At 61.2% G+C, this 20105-nt stretch carries 17 protein-coding genes and 1 tRNA gene; 11 read left to right on the top strand and 7 right to left on the bottom strand.

Annotated features, from left to right (window positions below):
• Window positions 1-143: 143 nt before the first annotated feature.
• The 4 genes from aceA to OKB87_RS04370 all read right to left on the bottom strand — a co-directional run bounded on the left by aceA (window position 144) and on the right by OKB87_RS04370 (window position 4367).
• Window positions 144-1457 carry an isocitrate lyase gene (gene aceA / locus OKB87_RS04385; protein ID WP_011706620.1) on the bottom strand — a complete coding sequence of 438 codons (1314 nt, stop codon included), beginning with the start codon at window positions 1455-1457 and terminating at the stop codon, window positions 144-146.
• Window positions 1458-1532: 75 nt separating this feature from the next.
• Window positions 1533-3140 (bottom strand): malate synthase A, encoded by a 1608-nt coding sequence (gene aceB, locus OKB87_RS04380; RefSeq protein WP_226031498.1) that lies wholly within the window; start codon window positions 3138-3140, stop codon window positions 1533-1535.
• 716 nt (window positions 3141-3856) lie between these two features.
• On the bottom strand, window positions 3857-4003 hold the full coding sequence (locus OKB87_RS04375) for a hypothetical protein (protein ID WP_165444133.1): 147 nt from the start codon (window positions 4001-4003) through the stop codon (window positions 3857-3859).
• A gap of 287 nt (window positions 4004-4290) precedes the next feature.
• Window positions 4291-4367, bottom strand: a tRNA-Pro gene (locus OKB87_RS04370).
• Window positions 4368-4640: 273 nt separating this feature from the next.
• On the opposite strand from OKB87_RS04370, the gene tadA reads away from it, so the two are divergent.
• From tadA to OKB87_RS04325, 9 genes are all read left to right on the top strand, one after another.
• Window positions 4641-5180: a tRNA adenosine(34) deaminase TadA gene (gene tadA, locus OKB87_RS04365; RefSeq protein ID WP_270826604.1), complete on the top strand. Its 540-nt coding sequence runs from the start codon at window positions 4641-4643 to the stop codon at window positions 5178-5180.
• 206 nt (window positions 5181-5386) lie between these two features.
• Entirely contained in the window at window positions 5387-7624 is a 2238-nt protein-coding gene (locus OKB87_RS04360) for an ABC transporter permease subunit (protein ID WP_101615482.1), read from the top strand.
• A gap of 32 nt (window positions 7625-7656) precedes the next feature.
• The gene (pstA, locus tag OKB87_RS04355) at window positions 7657-9306 is read left to right on the top strand and encodes a phosphate ABC transporter permease PstA (protein WP_029303969.1); all 1650 of its coding nucleotides are present in this window, start codon (window positions 7657-7659) and stop codon (window positions 9304-9306) included.
• Window positions 9307-9415: 109 nt separating this feature from the next.
• Window positions 9416-10234, top strand: coding sequence for a phosphate ABC transporter ATP-binding protein PstB (gene pstB / locus OKB87_RS04350; protein ID WP_011706615.1), 819 nt, complete (start codon window positions 9416-9418; stop codon window positions 10232-10234).
• A gap of 90 nt (window positions 10235-10324) precedes the next feature.
• Window positions 10325-11035 (top strand): phosphate signaling complex protein PhoU, encoded by a 711-nt coding sequence (phoU, locus tag OKB87_RS04345; RefSeq protein WP_005334097.1) that lies wholly within the window; start codon window positions 10325-10327, stop codon window positions 11033-11035.
• A 192-nt stretch (window positions 11036-11227) separates the two neighbouring features.
• Window positions 11228-12547, top strand: coding sequence for a hemolysin family protein (locus OKB87_RS04340; RefSeq protein ID WP_011706614.1), 1320 nt, complete (start codon window positions 11228-11230; stop codon window positions 12545-12547).
• Between the two features lie 19 nt (window positions 12548-12566).
• Window positions 12567-13109, top strand: a complete 543-nt coding sequence (locus tag OKB87_RS04335) for a hypothetical protein (RefSeq protein ID WP_167297472.1) — start codon at window positions 12567-12569, stop codon at window positions 13107-13109.
• Window positions 13110-13376: 267 nt separating this feature from the next.
• Window positions 13377-14279 carry a homocysteine S-methyltransferase family protein gene (locus OKB87_RS04330; protein ID WP_101148972.1) on the top strand — a complete coding sequence of 301 codons (903 nt, stop codon included), beginning with the start codon at window positions 13377-13379 and terminating at the stop codon, window positions 14277-14279.
• Window positions 14280-14288: 9 nt separating this feature from the next.
• Window positions 14289-15689 (top strand): basic amino acid/polyamine antiporter, encoded by a 1401-nt coding sequence (locus tag OKB87_RS04325; RefSeq protein ID WP_101148971.1) that lies wholly within the window; start codon window positions 14289-14291, stop codon window positions 15687-15689.
• Window positions 15690-15774: 85 nt separating this feature from the next.
• Here OKB87_RS04325 and OKB87_RS04320 read toward each other — a convergent pair whose 3' ends face one another.
• The gene (locus OKB87_RS04320) at window positions 15775-16614 is read right to left on the bottom strand and encodes a sterol desaturase family protein (RefSeq protein ID WP_045527431.1); all 840 of its coding nucleotides are present in this window, start codon (window positions 16612-16614) and stop codon (window positions 15775-15777) included.
• Window positions 16615-16843: 229 nt separating this feature from the next.
• Here OKB87_RS04320 and OKB87_RS04315 point away from each other — a divergent pair, with 229 nt between their 5' ends.
• Together OKB87_RS04315 and OKB87_RS04310 are read left to right on the top strand one after the other, a co-directional pair.
• Window positions 16844-17611, top strand: coding sequence for a substrate-binding periplasmic protein (locus tag OKB87_RS04315; protein ID WP_101148970.1), 768 nt, complete (start codon window positions 16844-16846; stop codon window positions 17609-17611).
• A gap of 250 nt (window positions 17612-17861) precedes the next feature.
• Window positions 17862-18323 carry a DUF2059 domain-containing protein gene (locus OKB87_RS04310; RefSeq protein WP_101148969.1) on the top strand — a complete coding sequence of 154 codons (462 nt, stop codon included), beginning with the start codon at window positions 17862-17864 and terminating at the stop codon, window positions 18321-18323.
• A gap of 71 nt (window positions 18324-18394) precedes the next feature.
• On the opposite strand, the gene OKB87_RS04305 is transcribed toward OKB87_RS04310, so the two are convergent.
• Complete coding sequence (locus OKB87_RS04305; RefSeq protein WP_011706607.1) at window positions 18395-19138, bottom strand: amino acid ABC transporter ATP-binding protein; 744 nt, start codon at window positions 19136-19138, stop codon at window positions 18395-18397.
• Window positions 19122-20081, bottom strand: coding sequence for an amino acid ABC transporter permease (locus OKB87_RS04300; protein ID WP_041213497.1), 960 nt, complete (start codon window positions 20079-20081; stop codon window positions 19122-19124). The genes OKB87_RS04305 and OKB87_RS04300 overlap by 17 nt, the downstream gene beginning before the upstream one ends.
• Window positions 20082-20105 lie beyond the last annotated feature (24 nt).

Below are 20105 nucleotides of genomic sequence, written 5' to 3'. Positions count from 1 at the left end.
CTGACGACCTCTCGTCACAGACCGTGAACAGGTTCTATCGCTTTGTTCCTTCTCCCTTCGGGAGAAGGGTCTTTCAAAAAAGAAACCCCGGCCAGTGGCCGGGGTTTTGCTATCTCAAGGACTCTCTCAACGAGTTCTGCCTATCAGTGGAACTGATCTTCTTCGGTGGAGCCGGTCAGCGCGGTCACCGAGGATTGGCCGCCCTGAATGACGGTGGTTACCTTGTCGAAGTAACCGGTCCCCACTTCCTGTTGGTGTGCCACGAAGGTGTAACCCCGCTCGGCAGCGGCGAATTCAGGCTGCTGCACCATCTCGACATAGTGCTTCATCCCTTCGCCACGGGCGTACTGGTAGGCCAGCTCGTACATGTGGAACCACATGTTGTGGATACCCGCCAGGGTGATGAACTGGTACTTGTAGCCCATGTCGGACAGCTCCTGCTGGAAGCGGGCGATGGTGGCATCGTCCAGGTTCTTCTTCCAGTTGAAGCTCGGCGAGCAGTTGTAGGCCAGGATCTTGTCCGGGTACTGGGCCTTGATGGCTTCGGCAAACTTGCGCGCCTCGTCCAGATCCGGCTTGGCGGTTTCGCACCACACCATGTCGGCGTAAGGGGCATAGGCCAGACCACGGGAGATGGCTTGCTCGATACCGGCCTGCACCTTGTAGAAGCCTTCTGAGGTGCGCTCACCGGTCAGGAAGCCAGCATCGTACGGATCGGCATCCGTGGTCAGCAGGTCGGCGGCGTTGGCGTCGGTACGGGCGATCACCAGGGTGGTGGTGCCGCAGACGTCGGCTGCCAGACGGGCCGCGATCAACTTCTGCACCGCTTCCTGGCTCGGCACCAGCACCTTGCCGCCCATGTGGCCGCACTTCTTGACGGAGGCGAGCTGATCTTCGAAGTGCACGCCGGCGGCGCCCGCTTCAATCATCCCCTTCATCAGTTCGAAGGCGTTCAGCACGCCGCCGAAACCGGCTTCGGCATCCGCCACGATAGGCAGGAAGTAGTCGATGAAGCCCTTGTCCTGCGGGCCCACCTTGTTGGCCCACTGGATCTGGTCGGCACGGGCGAAGGAGTTGTTGATGCGCTCCACCACCGACGGCACCGAGTTGGCCGGATAGAGGGACTGATCCGGGTACATGGTGGAGGAGAGGTTGTTGTCCGCCGCCACCTGCCAGCCGGAGAGGTAAATTGCCTCGATGCCCGCCTTGGCCTGTTGCACCGCCTGACCGCCGGTCAGGGCGCCGAGGCAGTTTACATAGCCTTTCTTGGCGCCGCCGTGGATCAGTTCCCACAGCTTGTCGGCACCGCGCTGGGCCAGGGTGTGCACCGGTTGCAGGCTGCCACGCAGGTTTACCACGTCTTCGGCGCTGTAGCCGCGCTTGATCCCTTTCCAGCGGGGGTTTTCCGCCCAGTCTTTCTCGATAGCCTGGATCTGTTGCTCACGGGTCAGTGCCATATCAGTTCCCTCTTTCATTGATTTCACGTTTCCATTGACTTGTTATTGGCGAGCCCCGCTGGGGAGGCCCGTAGTTCAGAGCCGCTCGTAACCGGGCAGCGTCAGAAAATCGATCAGAGTATCGGCGCAGGTGATCTGTTCCATCAGCTCGCTCGCCTCGGCGAAGCGACCAGCCTGCCAACGCTCGGCCCCCACTTCGGCTTTGACCACCTCCTGCTCCTCGGCCAGCATCTGGCGGAACAGATCTTTGGTCACCACCTTGCCATTCGACAGGCTCTTGCCGTGGCGGATCCACTGCCAGATGGAGGTGCGGGAGATCTCGGCGGTGGCGGCGTCTTCCATCAGACCGTAGATGGGCACGCAGCCGTTGCCGTTGATCCAGGCTTCCAGGTATTGCAGTGCCACCCGGATGTTGGTGCGCATGCCCGCCTCGGTGCGCTCGCCCTCGCAGGGGGCCAGCAGCTCGGCGGCCGTGATGGGAGCATCCTGCTCGCGCAGCACGCCGGTCTGGTTGCTGGCACCAGCCGGAATGGCGGCGTTGAACACCGCCATGGCGGTATCGGCGAGACCGGGGTGGGCCACCCAGGTACCGTCGTGGCCGTTGTTGGCTTCACGCTCTTTATCCGCCTTCACCTTGGCAAATACCTGTTCATTCACGGCAGGATCTTTCGCCGGGATAAAGGCCGCCATGCCACCCATCGCCAGCGCGCCGCGCTTGTGGCAGGTCTTGATCAGCAGCCGCGAATAGGCGGACAGGAACGGTTTGTCCATGGTCACGACCTGGCGGTCCGGCAGGACGCGATCAGGGTGATTCTTCAAGGTCTTGATGTAGCTGAAGATGTAATCCCAGCGGCCGCAGTTGAGGGCGACGATGTGATCCTTCATCTGATAGAGCAGCTCGTCCATCTCGAACACCGCTGGCAGGGTTTCGATGAGCACGGTGGCCTTGATGGTGCCGCGGGGCAGGCCGAATTTGTCCTCGGTCCAGGCGAACACTTCGCTCCACCAGCGCCCTTCCAGATGGCTCTGCAGCTTGGGCACGTAGAAATAGGGGCCGGAGCCCTTGGCCAGCAGCGCCTGATAGTTGTGCAGGAAATAGAGAGCGAAGTCGAACAGGCCGCCGGGAATGGGAGCCCCATCGAAGGTGACATGTTTTTCTGGCAGATGCAGACCGCGCACCCGGCAGATGAGCACGGCCGGATCGGCGTTCAGGGTATAAGCCTTCCCTTCCGGGCTGGTGTAGGAGACGGTGCCGTTGACCGCATCGCGCAGGTTGATCTGACCCTCGATCACCTTGTTCCAGGCGGGAGCCAGTGAATCCTCGAAGTCCGCCATGAATACCTTGACGTTGGCGTTGAGGGCGTTGATCACCATCTTGCGCTCGACCGGGCCGGTGATCTCCACACGGCGATCTTGCAGGTCGGCTGGAATGCCGCGCACTGTCCAGTCTCCGGCGCGGATGTGGGCGGTTTCAGGCAGAAAATCGGGCAGCTCGCCGCCGTCGATGCGGGCCTGGCGCGCCACACGTTGTTTCAACAATTCGTCCCGTTGGGGAGCAAAGCGTTCCACCAGTTCGGATACCAGGGCCACCGCATCCGGCGTCAGAATTTGCGCGTAATCGGGATGCGTCTCGCCCTGGATGCGCAGACGAGCGCTGCAGTGGGTCTGGGCCGGTGCCGACATAGGGTTCACTCCTTTGAGAATTACATTTTGAACTAATTAACTACGACTAAAGTCGATCCCTGTTTTTTCAAACTTCCCGTAACAACGGGGTAACACGATTCATAAGGTGCGAAATATTGCTCTATTCGTCAACAGATTTTTTAAAACGCACGTTTTGGCCATGATGTTAAGTTGATGTTTATAAAGAACTTATGTGATTAGCGTAAAAACTCTATGCAGATGGTTATGCTCTTGTTTTTCATCCCCTGCCGGTGGCGGATGGTGAGGGGGAGCATGGACGCAGTCATGTAAGTTATTACGTAATAAAATTACAAATGCAAAAACAAATCCCGACCTAACTCCAAGCTTCTAAAAAACACACGTATGAAATGAAAGATGTAAACCCAGCAGGCATATAACTCCTGCTGACATTAAGGAGAGAACGTTTGTTTAAAACAATCCAGGCTAAAAGGGGTCGAATGGGATCTGGTCGGCAGAGGATGAGAAAGTGAGGCGCAATAACGTAGGTTTGTATCACTTGGGTGGATGAGGCACCTGGGGGCGGGGAGGGGATGTGGTAGTTGATATGACTACTATTGTTTAGTTATGCAGCATTTTGTTGTTATTTGTGTCAGCGGGCCATCCTGGCCCTCAAAGGAGGTAAAACGGGGCGCCATTTCCAGTGCCACTGCCATTTTCTCCCGGTAGTTCAAAAGCGACATGTCTGCGCCGTCGGCTCAGTAATCATCGTCCGGGGCCGCCAGATCGACGACATCGAGCCGCACCACCGGGCCGTGTTCGGTGGCATACTGATTGGTTGCCGACTCGGTAGCCGGTTGGGGCTGGGGGGCGTACTCGGGCTGTATGTCAACTGCTTTGGTCATGGGTGCTTGCCTCATTGATTGCAAGCCGGTCGGTGACTCCATCACCCGCGCTCCCACCTCCCTGTTTGAACTGCCGGCGGAAAAGTTGCGTATCCTAGCGGGACTCTTGAAAGGTTTCAAGCGGTTCTGAATGAAATTTGTACCACAACTGTGTGGTGACTCTGCGACAGGTTCACCCTGGAAGAGCATTTAGACGGTCTGCTGATGTGCTACGACAGTTGCGGCAGGAATATTAAAGCAGGCAAAAAAATAGCCCAGTCGCGAGACTGGGCTATTTTCGGGGAAATTGGTCGGTGTGAGAGGATTCGAACCTCCGACCCTCTACACCCCATGCAGATGCGCTACCTGGCTGCGCTACACACCGACGAGGTCAGTTCGAGCTGACGGAGGGAAGTCTAATGATCTGAGCAAATGGGTGCAACTCCTTTTTTATCAGAGAGATGCTGACTGCTTCTTTATTGTGCAGGCAAGATGCGACTTGGGGCTGTGGCGCAGATTTGGCATAATCGCCGCCCCGTATTGCCGGGGATCCCGCCATCATGCTGCTTGGTGGCATTACCCGGTTGCGGCCAATGGTCGGCAGGCAATCAAGCTGCAAGTGCATCGCCGGCAACCCGTCACAGAGAGGAACCAGGGTGTGAAACCATCAGACGTCACAGAATCAGTGAGCCAGCGCGAGCAGGATGAACGCTGGATGCGCCACGCCATGGCGCTGGCTGCCAGGGCCGAGGGGATAGGCGAGATCCCGGTCGGTGCCGTGCTGGTGCTGGGGGACGAGGTGGTCGGTGAGGGGTGGAACCGCTCCATCAGCGAGCACGATGCCTGTGCCCATGCCGAAGTGATGGCGATCCGGGCCGCTGGCGTTCGGCTGCAAAACTACCGTCTGCTCGATACCACCCTCTATGTCACCTTGGAGCCTTGCTGCATGTGCGCCGGTGCCCTCATCCACAGCCGGGTCAAACGGGTGGTCTATGGCGCCCGTGACCTCAAGACCGGCGCGGCGGGCTCGGTGTTCGAGATATTGCAGGACCCGCGCCATAACCACGGGGTCGAACTGACTGGCGGTGTGCTGGCCGATGCCTGCTCGGCCCAGTTGTCGGACTTCTTTCGGCGGCGGCGCGCCGAGAAAAAGGCAGCCAGATTGGCACTGCAACAAAGCGGCGCCCCCGCCGACTGAGAACGGCGAAGTCGGCGGGGCCGCCTTCGCGTTTTATATTTTCCTTTATCTTCTTGTAAAACAGATGGTTGGCAATGCTGTCTGCCAGCGGATCCTGGTCTGAATGCCCCTTCAAAATAACCTCTTCCCAGAGGGCCTTGATGTAACAAAACTGTCATGCAACCGCCATATAATGCCGCCAAGCCTAGCTCACATTGAGGTTTTGCATGTCATCGGAATCGATAAACTTAGGTATGGCGGGCAGCAGAAAGCGCCGTATCAAGGATAAGTTGGCCAAGTACGGGGTCACCACGGGTGGTGCTCTGGTGCTGGTTGCCCTGTTGCTCATTTTCTTCTACCTGCTCTATGTGGTGAAACCCATCTTCAATGGCGCCACGATGGAGCCGACCGCGTCATTTACCTTGCCCGTGGCGGGCAAAACCGCCTGGCTCGGGGTGGAAGAGCAGAACGAGATTGGCTATCGCTTCAGCGACAAAGGCCAGGTCAACTTCTTCGCCGTCCAAGGGGATGGCAAGGTCAAGGTGGGCCAGGTGCTGGGTCAGGCGCAGGTGAAGGGTGACATCACCGCCGTCGCCCCGCCCGCGCCAGGCCAGAAGCTCATCGCCTATGGTTTTGCCGATGGCAAGGCCCAGGTGGTGCAGCCCTATTTCAAGGTCTCCTATCCCAACGACGTGCGGGTCATCGAGCCCAGCCTGCAGTCCCCCTTCGGCGAAGAGCCGGTAGTGGTGGACCCCCAGGGCAAGGCGCTGACGCTGATGGTGTTTGAAGCCACCAAGGACAAGATGGCCACCGCCGCCGTGACCGCCGATGGTCGTGGCGTGATGGCGGTGATGAGCGGCGAGGAGAACTTCCTCTCCGGTGACATCGAGTGGAGCGCCCAGAACTACAGCATCCCGTCCCTGCCGCGTCATGTGGATCAGATGCTGCTGACCCCCAACCTGCGCATTCTGTTCGTGCGCGAAGGCAACCGCCTCTCCGTCTACGACATTCACAACCTCAATGACATCTCCCTGCGCGATGTCATGGAGATCAATGCCCCCAACGCCAACGTGACCCGGGTCGAGCTGCTCTCCGGCGCCTCCTCCCTGCTGGTAGGCAACGACAACGGCGTCATCTCCCAGTGGTTCGAAGTGGCCCGGGATGGCAAGCGCCAGTTCACCCAGATCCGTGACTTCAAGGGCGATGGTGCCGTGGCGCAGCTGACTCCGGAACACTTTCGCAAGGGTTTCATCAGTGCTGACAAAGAGGGCACTGTCAGCTTCTTCCACGCCACCGGCGAGACCAAGCTGCTGAGTGAGAAGGTGGAGGGCGGCGCCCTGTCGGCCCTGGCCATCTCCCCCCGTCACAACGTGCTGCTGATGCAGCAGGGCGAGGCCTTCAAGCTGTTCGCAGTGGAGAATGAACACCCCGAGGTGACCTGGTCGGCCCTCTGGCAACAGGTGTGGTATGAAGGCTATCCCGAGCCCCAGTACGTGTGGCAGTCGACCTCCGCCAGCAACGACTTCGAAGCCAAGCTGAGCCTGGTGCCGCTGGTGTTCGGCACCTTGAAAGCCTCCTTCTATGCCATGGTGTTTGCGGTGCCGCTCGGCGTCGCCGGTGCCATCTACACCGCCTACTTCATGTCGGCGGGGCTGCGCAAATACGTCAAGCCGACCGTCGAGATCATGGCGGCGCTGCCGACCGTTATCCTCGGCTTCCTGGCCGGTCTGTGGCTGGCCCCCATCATCGAGGGGGCGCTGCCCGGCGTGGTGCTGCTGCTGATCTTGCTGCCGATGGGGATGCTGCTGACCGCCTTGATCTGGAACTACCTGCCGGAGCGCGGCAAATCCTGGTTGCCGGAAGGGTGGCACGCCATCTTGCTGATCCCGGTGCTGCTGCTGATTGGCTGGGGCGCCTTCGCGGTGAGCCCGCTCATCGAGAACGCCTTCATGCACGGGGATTCGCGCATCTGGCTGACTCACGAAATGGGCATCAAGTTCGACCAGCGCAACTCGCTGGTGGTGGGCATCGCCATGGGCTTCGCGGTCATTCCGACCATCTTCTCCATCGCCGAAGACGCGGTCTTCTCGGTGCCCAAGCACCTCACCCAGGGCTCGCTGGCGCTGGGGGCGACCCCCTGGCAGACCCTGAGCCGGGTGGTGATCCTCACCGCGAGCCCGGGCATCTTCTCGGCGGTGATGATGGGCCTTGGCCGCGCGGTGGGCGAGACCATGATAGTGCTGATGGCCACCGGCAACACGCCCATCATGGACTTCTCCATGTTCCAGGGGCTGCGTACCCTGGCCGCCAACATCGCGGTGGAGATGCCGGAATCGGAAGTGGGCAGCTCGCACTATCGGGTGCTGTTCCTCGCTGCCTTCGTGCTGTTCGTGTTCACCTTCTTGTTCAATACCCTGGCCGAGTTCATCCGTCAGCGGTTGCGTGAAAAATACAGCTCTCTGTAATGGGCTGCTCTGAAAGGACCGAGGAATCGACAATGGGTAAGTGGTTTAAATCGGGGGCCCCCTGGATCTGGATGACCGGCGGCGCCGTCAGCCTGAGTCTGGTAGCGGTACTGGGTCTGCTGCTGCTGATCGGCTGGCGTGGGCTGGTCTACTTCTGGCCCCATCCCATCTATGAGTGGCAACTGGAAGACGCCCAGGGCAACAAGAGCGTGCTGATCGGCGAAATCAACGACCGCGAGCTGGTGCCGGTAGAGCGGCTGCGGGCCGCCGGCCTGCCGCTGGCAGGGGAAGAGCGCGAGCTGCTGACCCGCTATCTGGTGAAGACCGGCAACCGCGAGTTCGTCGACCTGGATTTTCGCTGGGTATTGGAGACCGACATCAAGTCCCAGAGCCTGCCGACCGAGCTGGCCATGGTAGAGCGTGCCACCAACGGCAACTTCTACGGCTACATCGTCGGGGTGAAAGAGGATGGCAAGGCGCTGACCGAGAACCTGCATCCGGCCCTGCAGCGGGTGCTGGCGCGGGCCAACGGTCTCTCCGAGCAGGCCGACGATCTGCAAAAAGGGGACATTGGCAGCATCAACTATCAGCTGGAGCGGCTGCGCCTCAAAGAGCGCAAGGCCGAGCTGGACGACAAGCTGACCGATCAGCTTAAAGCCGAGCTGGCGAGCGAACGTCAGGCCCTCAACGACCGTTATCAGGTGCTGGAAAAAGAGCTGTTCTCCCTGCGTGCCCAGGCGGACAGAGACAGCATCACGGTCAAGGACATGCGCGGCGAGCTGGTGACCATGCCCATGTCCAAGGTGCTGGACGTGGTGTGGCCCAACGACATGAGCCTGCCGGCCAAGGTGGGCTACTGGTTCCACCAGATCGGCAAGTTCGTCTCCGACGATCCGCGCGAGGCCAACACCGAGGGCGGGGTGTTCCCGGCCATCTTCGGCACCGTGTTCATGGTGTTCCTGATGGCGATCATCGTGACCCCGCTCGGCGTGGTGGCGGCGGTCTACCTGCATGAATACGCGGGCAAGAACAGCCTGACCAAGATCATTCGCATCGCGGTGATCAACCTGGCGGGTGTGCCCTCCATCGTGTACGGCGTGTTCGGGCTGGGCTTCTTCGTTTACACCCTCGGTGGTTCGCTGGACCAGCTGTTCTATCCGGAAGCGCTGCCGAGCCCGACCTTTGGCTCCCCTGGCGTCATCTGGTCGGCGCTGACCCTGGCGATCCTGACCCTGCCGGTGGTGATCGTCTCCACCGAAGAGGGGCTGGCCCGGATCCCGAGCACCATCCGCCAGGGCTCGCTGGCACTGGGGGCCACCCAGGCCGAGACCCTGTGGCGCATCGTGCTGCCGATGGCGAGCCCGGCCATCATGACCGGCCTCATCCTGGCGATTGCCCGTGCGGCCGGTGAAGTGGCGCCGCTGATGCTGGTGGGGGTGGTGAAACTGGCGCCGACCCTGCCGATGGACGGCAACTTCCCGTACCTGCACGTGGAGCGCAAGTTCATGCACCTGGGTTTCCACATCTATGACGTTGGCTTCCAGAGCCCCAACGTCGAGGCGGCGCGCCCGCTGGTCTACGCCACCTCCTTCCTGCTGGTGACGGTGATCGTCGGCCTCAACCTGACGGCCATCGGGATCCGCAACCACTTGCGCGAGAAATTCCGGTCGCTGGAACATTGATAGACCAGCACCACAGAGACGGGCAGGGAACAGGGTTCCCTGCCAGCCAAGCGTTCCGGCCGCGGGCAATGAGAGTGCCCGCCGCCACCGACAGATTTTGAGGTAACAGATGATCAACGTAACGACCGCATCCAGCCAGCACACCGCGACCGACCTGCTCAACCTGAGCCCGGAGCAGACCGCGCTGGAAGTGAAGGATCTCAACCTGTACTACGGCAACAAGCAGGCACTGTTCAACGTCAACATGAAGATCCCCAAGGGCCAGGTCACCGCCTTTATCGGCCCCTCCGGCTGCGGCAAGTCGACCCTGCTGCGCTGCATCAACCGGATGAATGACCTGGTGGAGATCTGCCGCATCGAGGGCGAAATCCAGCTGCACGGTCACAACATCTACGACAAGAGCGTGGATGTCTCCGCCCTGCGTCGTCAGGTGGGCATGGTGTTCCAGCGCCCCAACCCCTTCCCCAAGTCCATCTACGAGAACGTGGTCTATGGCCTGCGCCTGCAGGGCATCAATGATCGCCGTACCCTGGACGAGGCGGCCGAGCGCTCCCTGCGCGGCGCGGCCCTGTGGGACGAGGTGAAGGATCGCCTGCACGACAACGCCTTCGGCCTCTCCGGCGGCCAGCAGCAGCGACTGGTGATCGCCCGTGCCATCGCCATCGAGCCGGAAGTGCTGCTGCTCGATGAACCGACCTCGGCGCTCGACCCCATCTCCACCCTCACCATCGAGGAGCTGATCAACGAGCTCAAGAGCCAGTTCACCGTGGTGATCGTGACCCACAACATGCAGCAGGCGGCGCGGGTCTCTGATCAGACTGCCTTCATGTACATGGGTGAGCTCATCGAGTACTCGGATACCAACACCATCTTCACCACCCCGGCCAAGAAGAAGACTGAAGACTACATCACCGGTCGTTACGGCTAAGTGCTGGAGATGAGCAAGATGGGCATCAACAAACAGATTACCGGTCAGTTCAACGACTAAGGCATACTCGGAGCATCAAGGATTATTTGTATGGACAATATGAACCTCAACAAACACATCTCCGGTCAGTTCAATGCCGAGCTCGAGAGCGTGCGCAACCAGGTGCTGGTGATGGGCGGGCTGGTAGAGCAGCAGCTGACCGACGCCATCGCGGCGATCCACGATCAGGATCTGGACGCGGCGCGCAAGATCGTGGCCAATGACCACAAGGTCAACGCCATGGAAGTAGCGATCGACGAGGAGTGCACCCGCATCATCGCCAAGCGCCAGCCCACCGCCTCCGACCTGCGGCTGGTGATGGCCATCATCAAGACCATCACCGATCTCGAGCGCATTGGCGATGTGGCGGACAAGATCGCCCGCATGCTGACCGACAACGCCAACAAGCCGCAACCGCCGCTGGTGTCGCTGGAGAACATGGGGCGCCGCACCATCAAGATGCTGCACGACGTGCTGGACGCCTTCGCCCGCATGGATCTGGACGCGGCCCTGGCGGTCTACAAGGAAGATGACAAGGTGGACCGCGAATACGAGTCCATCATCCGCGAGCTGATGACCTACATGATGGAAGATCCGCGCACCATACCGCAGGTACTCAACGTGCTGTGGGCGGCGCGGGCCATCGAGCGGGTGGGGGATCGCTGCCAGCACATCTGCGAGTACATCGTCTATTACGTCAAGGGCAAGGACGTGCGCCACACCAAGGCGGACGATCTGGGCACCCTGCTGGGGAAAGGGTGAGTCTGAGATGAATAAAAAGGCGCTTTGAGCGCCTTTTTTGTTGCCTTTTCAGTCAGTGCAAGATATCGCCACCCGCTTGGCGCTTTTCTGCTAGAATATGCCCCCTGTGTGAGTCCCGGATTGACTCACGGTCCGGTCTCCCGGACCCAGTTTGCCGTCTTGTGCTAAGGCGGCTGTTGCAATAGGTTAATCATGAGTTTTGCCGATAGTTTATTTTTCCTGATGCTGCTGGTCGCCGGCAGCGTGTTCTTCTCTCTCTCCGAGATCTCCCTCGCCGCCTCCCGCAAGATCAAGTTGCAGGTGATGGCCGATGAGGGCAACCGCCATGCCGAAAAGGTACTGGCACTGCAGGCCCAGCCGGGCAACTTCTTTACCGTGGTGCAAATCGGGCTGAACACCGTCGCCATCCTGGGCGGTATCCTGGGCGAGTCTGCCCTGAACCCGGCCATCAAGGAGTTCATCTCCGAGTTCTATCAGGGGCCCTGGCTGGGCGAGATCAGCTCGGCTGCCTCCTTCGTGTTCGTCACCGGCATGTTCATCCTGATCGCCGATCTGATGCCCAAGCGCCTCGCCATGACCATGCCGGAGCGGATCGCCGTGGTGGTGGTGCGCCCCATGTTGCTGTGCGTCACCCTGCTGATGCCGCTGGTGTGGCTGTTCAACGGCATGGCCAACGGCCTGTTCCGCCTGCTGCGCATCTCCATGGTGCGCAACGACGAGATCACCTCCGACGATATCTATGCGGTGATGGATGCGGGCGCCGAAGCGGGCGTCATCCAGCGCGAGGAGCACCAGCTCATCGAGAACGTGTTCGAGCTGCAGTCCCTCGGCGTCACCTCCGCCATGACCGCGCGCGAGAGCCTCATCTACTTCACCCTGCAAGAGGGCGAGGAGAGCATCAAGGCCAAGATTGCCGAACACCCCCACAACAAGTTCCTGGTGTGTGACCACAACCTCGACAGCATCAAGGGCTTCGTCGATTCCAAGGAGCTGCTGATCCGGGTCATCAGCGGCCAGAGCATCGACCTCAACAGCGGCTCGCTGGTGCAAAACGTCATCATCATCCCCGACACCCTCAACCTCTACGAGGCGATGGAGTATTTCAAAAACCACAGGGGCGACTTTGCCGTGGTGATGAACGAGTACGCCCTGGTGGTGGGGATCGTCACCATGAACGATCTGATGAGCACCGTGATGGGCGAGTGGGCCACCCACGTGGTGGAAGAGCAGATCGTGCAGCGGGACGAGAATTCCTGGCTGGTGGACGGGGTGACCCCCATCTCCGACGTGATGCGCGCCTTCGACATCGAGGAGTTCCCGGAAAACCAGAATTATGAAACCATCGCCGGCTTCATCATGTACATGCTGCGCAAGATCCCCAAGCGAACCGACTCGGTCAAATACGCCGGTTACAAGTTCGAAGTGGTGGACATCGACAGCTACAAGATTGACCAGCTGCTGGTCACCCGGGTCGAGCCCACGCCGGCCGAGAAACCCGCTCAGGAATCGTAAAAGGAGCTAGTTAGCAATCATGAAGATGCAGTCTCATTCCCGTGCGCTGGCCTGTGTGGCGCTCGCCCTGGCACTCGGTGCCTGCAGCCAGAGCGCACCGCGCAAGTCCACCACAGTCGCCAAACCGGCAGCCCCCAAGGCGGCCGTGGTGGTGCCGCAGCAGGATCCCGATGCGGTGGTGCAAAGCGCCGTGGCGGAGCCGAGTCCGGTGTTCGACGAGGAGTATCACGGCCCGGATCAAGGATCGCTCGAGTCGGTGACCGCCCTGTTTGCCCGTGGCTACATCGAATCGGCCATGCGCGAGACCATGCTGGCGGCGGTGCACAGCGACTACCCGCTGCTGGGTATGCGGGACGTGCGCCTGACCGATCCGGTGGCCAAGTTCCTCACCTCCGCCCAGGCACGCACCACGGCCCACGACTATCTCTATGCCGGGGTGCAGCGCCGGTTGGGCCGCCCGCTCAGCCCCGCCCAGTGGGAGCAGATCTGGCAGGGGTATCCCCAGCAGGGTCGGGTGTCCGACTGGGTCAAGCAGACCAAGCGGGTACTGGCCGGGCGTTGAGCCGCCAGATCCTCTGTTGCCACAAGAGGCCACCTTCGGGTGGCCTCTTGTCGTTTCTCATCCTGGTGTTGAGCCTTCAACAGCTATACCTCCCTTCCTTTGCCGCTATCTCCCTGAGCTTGTTCAGATTTGTTCGTAGCACCCGATTGCCTCTTCCTCTACTTTGAGTCATGATGCAATGGCGCTCTAGCCATCTAGATGTTTCGATGGCTTTTTGGATCAACACAATAAATACCCGTCACGACGGGAACACGCAGAGAGACAGAGATGGATACAAAGGATTTGTGGGTACTGGATGGCGGCATGGGACGCGAGCTGGCACGGCGGGGCGCGCCGTTTCGCCAGCCGGAGTGGTCGGCGCTGGCCCTGATAGAGGCCCCCGAGACGGTACGCGAGGTGCATCAGGCCTACGTGGCGAGTGGGGCCCGGGTCATCACCACCAACAGCTATGCGCTGGTGCCGTTTCATATCGGTGACACGCGCTTTGTCGCCCAGGGGGAGGCACTTGCGGCGCTGGCCGGTCAGCTGGCCCGCGAGGTGGCAGACGAGCAGCCGGGTCGCGTGCAGGTGGCCGGCTCCTTGCCGCCGCTGTTTGGTTCCTACCGCGCCGACCTGTTCGATGCGGGCCGGGTGAGCGAGCTGGCGACTCCGCTTATCCGGGCGCTCTCCCCTCACGTGGATCTCTGGCTGGCGGAGACCATGAGCCTGATTGCCGAGCCGCTGGCCATCCGGGCCCTGCTGCCCAAGGATGGCAAGCCGTTCTGGGTCTCCTTCACCTTGGAAGACGAGGCGCCGGGTAGCGAGCCGACCCTGCGCTCCGGCGAGCGAGTGGCCGATGCGGTGACCGCGCTGGCATCGGCCGGGGTGGACGCCATCTTGTTCAACTGCTGTCAGCCCGAGGTGATCGAAGGGGCGCTCAAGGTGACCGGTACCGCGTTGCAGACGCTGGGCCGCAGCGACATCCGGCTCGGCGCCTATGCCAACGCCTTCCCGCCCCAGCCCAAGGAGGCGACCGCCAACGACGGGCTGGACGAGATCCGCACCGATCTGGGGCCGCTGGATTACCTTGGCTGGGCCGAGCGCTGGCGTGGGATTGGAGCCTCCCTGATCGGCGGTTGCTGCGGCATCGGCCCGGAACATATCCAGGCCCTGGCCAGCCGGCTGCGCTAAGGAGAGCCCATGAAAGAGAGCAAGATCGGGCTCTGGTCCCTCACCGCCCTGGTGTTCAGCTCCATGGTGGGGGCGGGGATCTTCAGCCTGCCGCAGAACATGGCCGAGGTGGCCGGCGCGCGCGCCGTGCTGATCGGCTGGGGCGTCACCGGGGTGGGTATCCTGGCGCTCGCCATGAGTTTTCTGTATCTGTCGCGATTAAGACCGGATCTCGATGGCGGCATCTACAGCTATGCCCGCGCCGGCTTTGGCGATCTGGTGGGTTTTTTCTCCGCCTGGGGCTATTGGCTCTGTGCCACCATCGGTGTGGTGGGCTATCTGGTGATCGCCTTCGCGGCGCTGGGCAGCTTCGTCGACACGCCGGAGCGGGTCTGGTTTGGCGAGGGCAATACCTTGGTGGCCTTCATCGGCGAGTCCTGCATCCTCTGGGCGGTGCACCTGCTGGTGGCGCGCGGCGTGCAGCAGGCGGCCCTGTTCAACCTGGTGGCGACCCTGGCCAAGAGCCTGCCGCTGCTGCTGTTCATCCTGTTCGCCTGCTACTGGTTCGACCCGGTCACCTTCGCGGCGGATCAGCAGGGCAGTACCCTGGCAACGCCGGTTGCCGAGCAGGTGCGCAACACCATGCTCATCACCCTCTGGGTCTTTACCGGTATCGAGGGGGCGGCGGTGCTGTCGGCCCGGGCCAGACACAAGCGGGACGTGGGCACGGCCACCGTACTCGGGGTGGTGCTGGCGCTGCTGCTCTATGTGCTCATCTCGGTGTTGGCGCTCGGGATCCTGAGCCGCCCCGAGCTCGCGGCCCTGCCCAACCCCTCCATGGCGGGGCTGATGGCCCAGATGACGGGCTCCTGGGGCAAGCTGTTCATCAGCGTCGGCCTTATCGTCTCGGTGCTCGCCTCCTACGTGAGCTGGACCCTGTTCTCGGCCGAGGTGCCGTTCAGCGCGGCGCGCCACGGCGCCTTCCCGGCCATCTTCCGGCGCCAGAACCGCAACGGCACCCCCATCGCATCGCTGTGGCTCACCAGCCTGACGGTGCAGGGCTGTCTGTTGCTGGTATGGCTGCTCGGCAAGGGTTACACCAACCTGCTGCTCATCTCCACCTCGATGATCCTGGTGCCCTACCTGTTGATCGGTCTGTTTCTGCTCAAGCTCTCCTTGCGTGGGGAGGGCAATGGCCTGATGCGGGCGGTAGCGCTGGTATCGAGCGGTTACGGCCTCTGGCTGCTCTACGCGGCAGGGGTGGAGTACCTGCTGCTCTCCTTGCTGCTGTACGGGCCGGGTCTGCTGCTGTTTCTCTATAGCCGCCGCCAGCTGGGGGCCGAACTGCGACTCAGCGGGCGAGAACGGCTGCTGGCCGGGGTGACGCTGCTGAGCCTGATCCCCGCCATCTGGTCTTTTGCCCACGTCTGACCGGGTGGTTACCCAATGCAAGAGAGCGCCCAGAGGCGCTCTCTTTTTGTCTGCGACGCGCACTTGTCTTAGCGGCGGCAAGGGCTTAGCGGCTGGCAGGACCGGCCGGCTTGCCAAACAGCACCGCGAGCTTTTGCCGCCAGGGCAGGCCGCGGGCCTCTTGCAGCATGTCGCGCCACTCGTGGAAGGTGAGGGTGAGCGGGTTGAAGCTGTGGATCGGCTTGGTGATGCCGAAGCGGCACGGCTCGGCGGGGTCCTCTTCCACGAAGGTGCCAAACAGCCTGTCCCAGATAATGAGCACGCCGGCGAAGTTGCGATCTATGTATTTGGCGTTGCTGGCGTGGTGCACCCTGTGGTGGGAGGGGGTGTTGAAAACCCACTCCAGCCTGCCGAGCTTGCCCACCACCTGGGTGTGGACGAAGAACTGAAAACCCAGGCTCAAGAGCACGGTGGCCACCACCGCCTCGGGCGGGAAGCCGATGAGGATCATCGGGATCCAGAACAGCCACATGCCGGAGACCGGGTACATCAGGCTCTGGCGAAAGGCGGTGGAGAGGTTGAGCCGCTCCGAGCTGTGGTGTACCACGTGGGAAGCCCACAACCAGCGCACGTGGTGACTGGCGAAGTGGAACAGCCAGTAGCAGAGATCCTGCAACAAAAAGAGCAGCAACAGGCTCCAGAGGTTGAGATCGATATCCAGCAGCCGCCAGCCCCAGAGGGCGTCGTAGAGGTAGGCGATGGCGATGGCCGTCAGCGCGTCGCCTCCCTGATGCATCAGCGCCAGGGTGGCGTTGGCGAAGAGATCCTTCCACTGGTAGCCGGCGGTGGGATAGGCGGCGCCATGTTTGCGCAGGTAGAGCATCTCCCAGCCGATGAAGGCCAGAAAGAGCGGCGAGAGGTAGAGCAGGATCAGTTGCACATCCATGTCGGGTATCCAGTCAGAGCAATTGCTCTCCAGCATAAAGGATGAATTTAATCTTTCATTAACAATTTTCACCCGATGGCCGTCGCCATCTGACGCTGGCGGCGGGAGTCTGCAAGTGCATGGCCATGAAAGGGCGTGGTGGCCCTCTGAGCCATGGCGCAGTGACTATGCTTGATGAGGTTTTCTACCTCTGGAGTGGCAGATGATGCGGCTGTGGTGTTGTTTGTTGATGGGAGTCTGCCTGCTGGCGCAGGCCAAGACCCGGGTCGAGATCCTGGCCGATGCCAATTATCCGCCCTACTCCTGGCAGGAGGGGGAGGAGGTGAAGGGGATCTATGCCGACATAGTGCGCAGCGTGACGGCCTCCATGGATGAGTACGAGGTGGTGCTCAAGGCCATGCCCTGGCGACGGGGTCTCAGCATGGTGGAACAGGGCAGCGCCTTCGCCATCTTTCCACCCTACTACCAGCCCGACAGCCGCCCCTGGATGTGGCCCTACTCCCAGCCCCTGCTCGACGAGGAGCTGGTGGTGATGTGCGGCGCCGGGGTGGCGGTCAATACCCCGCAGGCGCAGTTTCCGGCCGACTACTACGGGCTGCGCTTTGGCATGAATGCCGGTTTCACCATAGGTGGTGCCCCCTTCTGGCAGGCGGTCCAACAGCAGAAGATCGGGCTGGAGGAGGTGAAGAGCAACCGGGAGAACCTGCTCAAGATTGTACGCGGTCGGGTGGACTGTACCGTCAACGACCGCCTCTCCCTGCTCTATGAGCTGCTCAACATGATCAAGGGCAACCAGCTGGCGGTGGCCGACATGTCCCAGCTCAAGCAGGGGCCGGTGCTCAGCAAGGAGCAGGGGTTCCTCGGTTACAGCCGCAAGGGGGAATTCGACTTCAAGGAGGACTTTGCCGAGGAGTTCGACAAGCGGCTCTACGAGCTCAAGAAGCGGGACGGGATCCGAACCATAGTGGAGCGTTATCTGGGAAAGTCCCCGCGCTGAACTGATAAGGGAGCCAGTCAGATTCAGCCGATAAAGACAGGGTTTCGGCTAAGAAAGGAGAGGGACTGTGCGTCCCTCTGCTGTTTTTGGTGGGTCACCGGTGACGGCGGCGTGAAAGGCAGTACACAGGGGTCTCCGGCACAGATCCAGGTGACCATCACAGTCCTTGCACGCATCACCACCATCTGGCGACTGGTCTGTTTGATAAATCAATGTAACCTGTTGTTTTTATGTGATTAGTGAGGTGGTTATGCAGTGGGTGAAAAGAGGGGTTGTCATCGCTCTGGTGTGGAGTGGCAGTGTGTGGGCCGATCCTGCTCAGGAACTGGTCAACCTGCTCAACAGCGAGCAGCAGGCGGAGCAGCTGCAGGCCCAGATGCAGGCACAGATGATCCCGCTGATCATCCGGGGCGCCGGTGAACATGCACAGGAGTTGGCCCAGCACCGCGATGTACTGGAGGCCTGGGTGAACCGCTACCTCTCTTGGGGGGCCATGAGTACCGAAGTGGCCGCTATCTACCGCAAGCATTTCACCGAGGCTGAGCTCAAGCAACTGATCGCCTTTTATCAGAGCCCGGTCGGGAAGAAATCCCTGGATACCATGCCGGCCATCTTTCAGGAGAGTTCGCTGGTGGGCCAATCTCTGGCCGAGCGCAACATGCCGGCACTGCAAGCCATGCTGGATGAAGCAAAACGCAAAGCGACAAAATAGATATTGTCGGCAGGGCATCAACGAAAAGAGGGAGCCATGGGCTCCCTCTTCTGCTTATACCGCCGGCGCTATTACAGCACCTGGCTCAGGAACTGGCGCAGGCGCGGGGAGGGTGGATTGTCGAAAAAGTCCGTCGGCTTCTCGTCTACCAGCAGCTCGCCGCTCTCCATAAAGAGCACGCGATCTGCCACCTCACGGGCAAAGCCCATCTCGTGGGTGACCACCACCATGGTCATCCCCTCGCGGGCCAGCCCCTTCATCACGTCCAGCACCTCGCCCACCATCTCGGGGTCGAGCGCGCTGGTGGGCTCATCAAACAGCATGATGCGCGGCTGCATGGCGAGCGCCCGGGCGATGGCCACCCGCTGCTGCTGGCCGCCTGAGAGCTGGGAGGGGTAGCTCTCGGCCTTGGCCGACAGACCGACTTTGAGCAGCAGGGCCTTGGCTCTGTCCTCGGCATCGCGACGCGACAGCCCGCGTACCTTCTGCGGGGCGAGGCAGATGTTGTCCAGCACGTTCAGATGGGGGAAGAGGTTGAAAGACTGGAACACCATGCCCACCTCTTCCCGCAATTTGTTGACGTCCCCCGGCTCGGTCAGGCTGATGCCATCCACCACGATATTGCCGTCGTTGATGGTCTCCAGCTGGTTGAGGGTGCGCAGGAAGGTGGACTTGCCGGAGCCGCTGGGGCCGACGATCACCACCACTTCCCCCTCGGCGACCTGGGTGCTGACGTTCTTGAGGGCGTGCACCTCGGTGCCGTAGAACTTCTCTACTCCGCTGGCTTTGATAATGGGATCAGTTGCTGCGCGCATATTTCACCTCCAGACGACGCACCAGGAAGGAGAGAGTGCCAGTCAGCACCAGATAGAGCAGGGCCACGGTGAACCACACCTCGAACGGACTGAAGGTGGAGCTCACCACCTCGCGCCCCGCCTTGGTGAGATCGGTGATGGAGATGACAGAGACCAGCGAGGAGTCCTTGATAAGGTTGATGAACTGGCCCGCCAGCGGCGGCAGCACCCGCTTGAACGCCTGCGGTAGGATGACGTAGCGCATGGTCTGGGCCGAGGTCATGCCGAGGCTTCTGCCCGCTTCCATCTGCCCCTTGTGGATAGAGCTGATGCCGGCACGGACGATTTCCGCCACGTAGGCGCCGGTAAAGACTGCCAGTGCCGCCACCCCGGCGGTGAATCGGTCGAGGTTCAGCACGGTGCCGATGAAGAAGTAGACGATGAAGATCTGCACCAGCAGCGGGGTACCGCGGATGAGCTCCACGTAGGTAACCGCCAGGTTGCGCAGGGCGGGGTTGGGGGAGAGTCTGGCCAGACCGGCCAGGGTGCCGAGCAGGATGGCGAAGATGCCCGCCACCAGCGAGAGTTTGACCGTGACCCAGACGCCCCAGGCGATGGGGCCGGCAGTCCAGCTCAGCTGGGTGTCGAGGGTGTCGCCACGAAAGACGGTGTCCCCTTCCGCTACCTGGCCGCCGCTGATGGCGATGGCTTGGCGCTGGTTGGGATCGAGATCGTTTTGCAAAAACAGCTTGCCCTTGTCGGCCTCGGTGGTGCCGGCGACCACGGTACCGTCAAATTCGGCGTAGTTTTTCTGTTCCGCCTGATAGGCGATGTACTGGGGGATCCGCTCCCAGCGCCAGGTGTAATCCACCGATTGCACGGCCTTGTAGATGCCAAAGATGGCGGCCAGCACGATCAGCAGGAAGATCCCGTGCCAGAGCAGTTGATTGGGTTGTTTTTCCATCTGTCTTGTTGGGTTGTGCACTGT

The sequence above is a fragment of the Aeromonas sp. Y318-1 genome, assembly GCF_027706125.1.
Classification (GTDB): domain Bacteria; phylum Pseudomonadota; class Gammaproteobacteria; order Enterobacterales; family Aeromonadaceae; genus Aeromonas; species Aeromonas hydrophila.
The sequence above is the reverse complement of the archived record's forward strand: the minus strand, read 5'-3'. Positions and strand labels throughout refer to the sequence as shown.

Bases quoted from the DNA above. Each gene is read 5' to 3' on its own strand.
- OKB87_RS04320 (WP_045527431.1), bottom strand. From the start codon at position 16,614: ATGGATGTGCAACTGATCCTGCTCTACCTCTCGCCGCTCTTTCTGGCC.
- OKB87_RS04360 (WP_101615482.1), top strand. From the start codon at position 5,387: ATGTCATCGGAATCGATAAACTTAGGTATGGCGGGCAGCAGAAAGCGC.
- OKB87_RS04335 (WP_167297472.1), top strand. From the start codon at position 12,567: ATGAAGATGCAGTCTCATTCCCGTGCGCTGGCCTGTGTGGCGCTCGCC.
- OKB87_RS04310 (WP_101148969.1), top strand. From the start codon at position 17,862: ATGCAGTGGGTGAAAAGAGGGGTTGTCATCGCTCTGGTGTGGAGTGGC.
- OKB87_RS04305 (WP_011706607.1), bottom strand. From the start codon at position 19,138: ATGCGCGCAGCAACTGATCCCATTATCAAAGCCAGCGGAGTAGAGAAG.
- pstB (WP_011706615.1), top strand. From the start codon at position 9,416: ATGATCAACGTAACGACCGCATCCAGCCAGCACACCGCGACCGACCTG.
- OKB87_RS04300 (WP_041213497.1), bottom strand. From the start codon at position 20,081: ATGGAAAAACAACCCAATCAACTGCTCTGGCACGGGATCTTCCTGCTG.
- OKB87_RS04330 (WP_101148972.1), top strand. From the start codon at position 13,377: ATGGATACAAAGGATTTGTGGGTACTGGATGGCGGCATGGGACGCGAG.
- OKB87_RS04325 (WP_101148971.1), top strand. From the start codon at position 14,289: ATGAAAGAGAGCAAGATCGGGCTCTGGTCCCTCACCGCCCTGGTGTTC.
- OKB87_RS04315 (WP_101148970.1), top strand. From the start codon at position 16,844: ATGGGAGTCTGCCTGCTGGCGCAGGCCAAGACCCGGGTCGAGATCCTG.
- pstA (WP_029303969.1), top strand. From the start codon at position 7,657: ATGGGTAAGTGGTTTAAATCGGGGGCCCCCTGGATCTGGATGACCGGC.
- OKB87_RS04375 (WP_165444133.1), bottom strand. From the start codon at position 4,003: ATGACCAAAGCAGTTGACATACAGCCCGAGTACGCCCCCCAGCCCCAA.
- OKB87_RS04340 (WP_011706614.1), top strand. From the start codon at position 11,228: ATGAGTTTTGCCGATAGTTTATTTTTCCTGATGCTGCTGGTCGCCGGC.
- aceA (WP_011706620.1), bottom strand. From the start codon at position 1,457: ATGGCACTGACCCGTGAGCAACAGATCCAGGCTATCGAGAAAGACTGG.
- phoU (WP_005334097.1), top strand. From the start codon at position 10,325: ATGGACAATATGAACCTCAACAAACACATCTCCGGTCAGTTCAATGCC.
- aceB (WP_226031498.1), bottom strand. From the start codon at position 3,140: ATGTCGGCACCGGCCCAGACCCACTGCAGCGCTCGTCTGCGCATCCAG.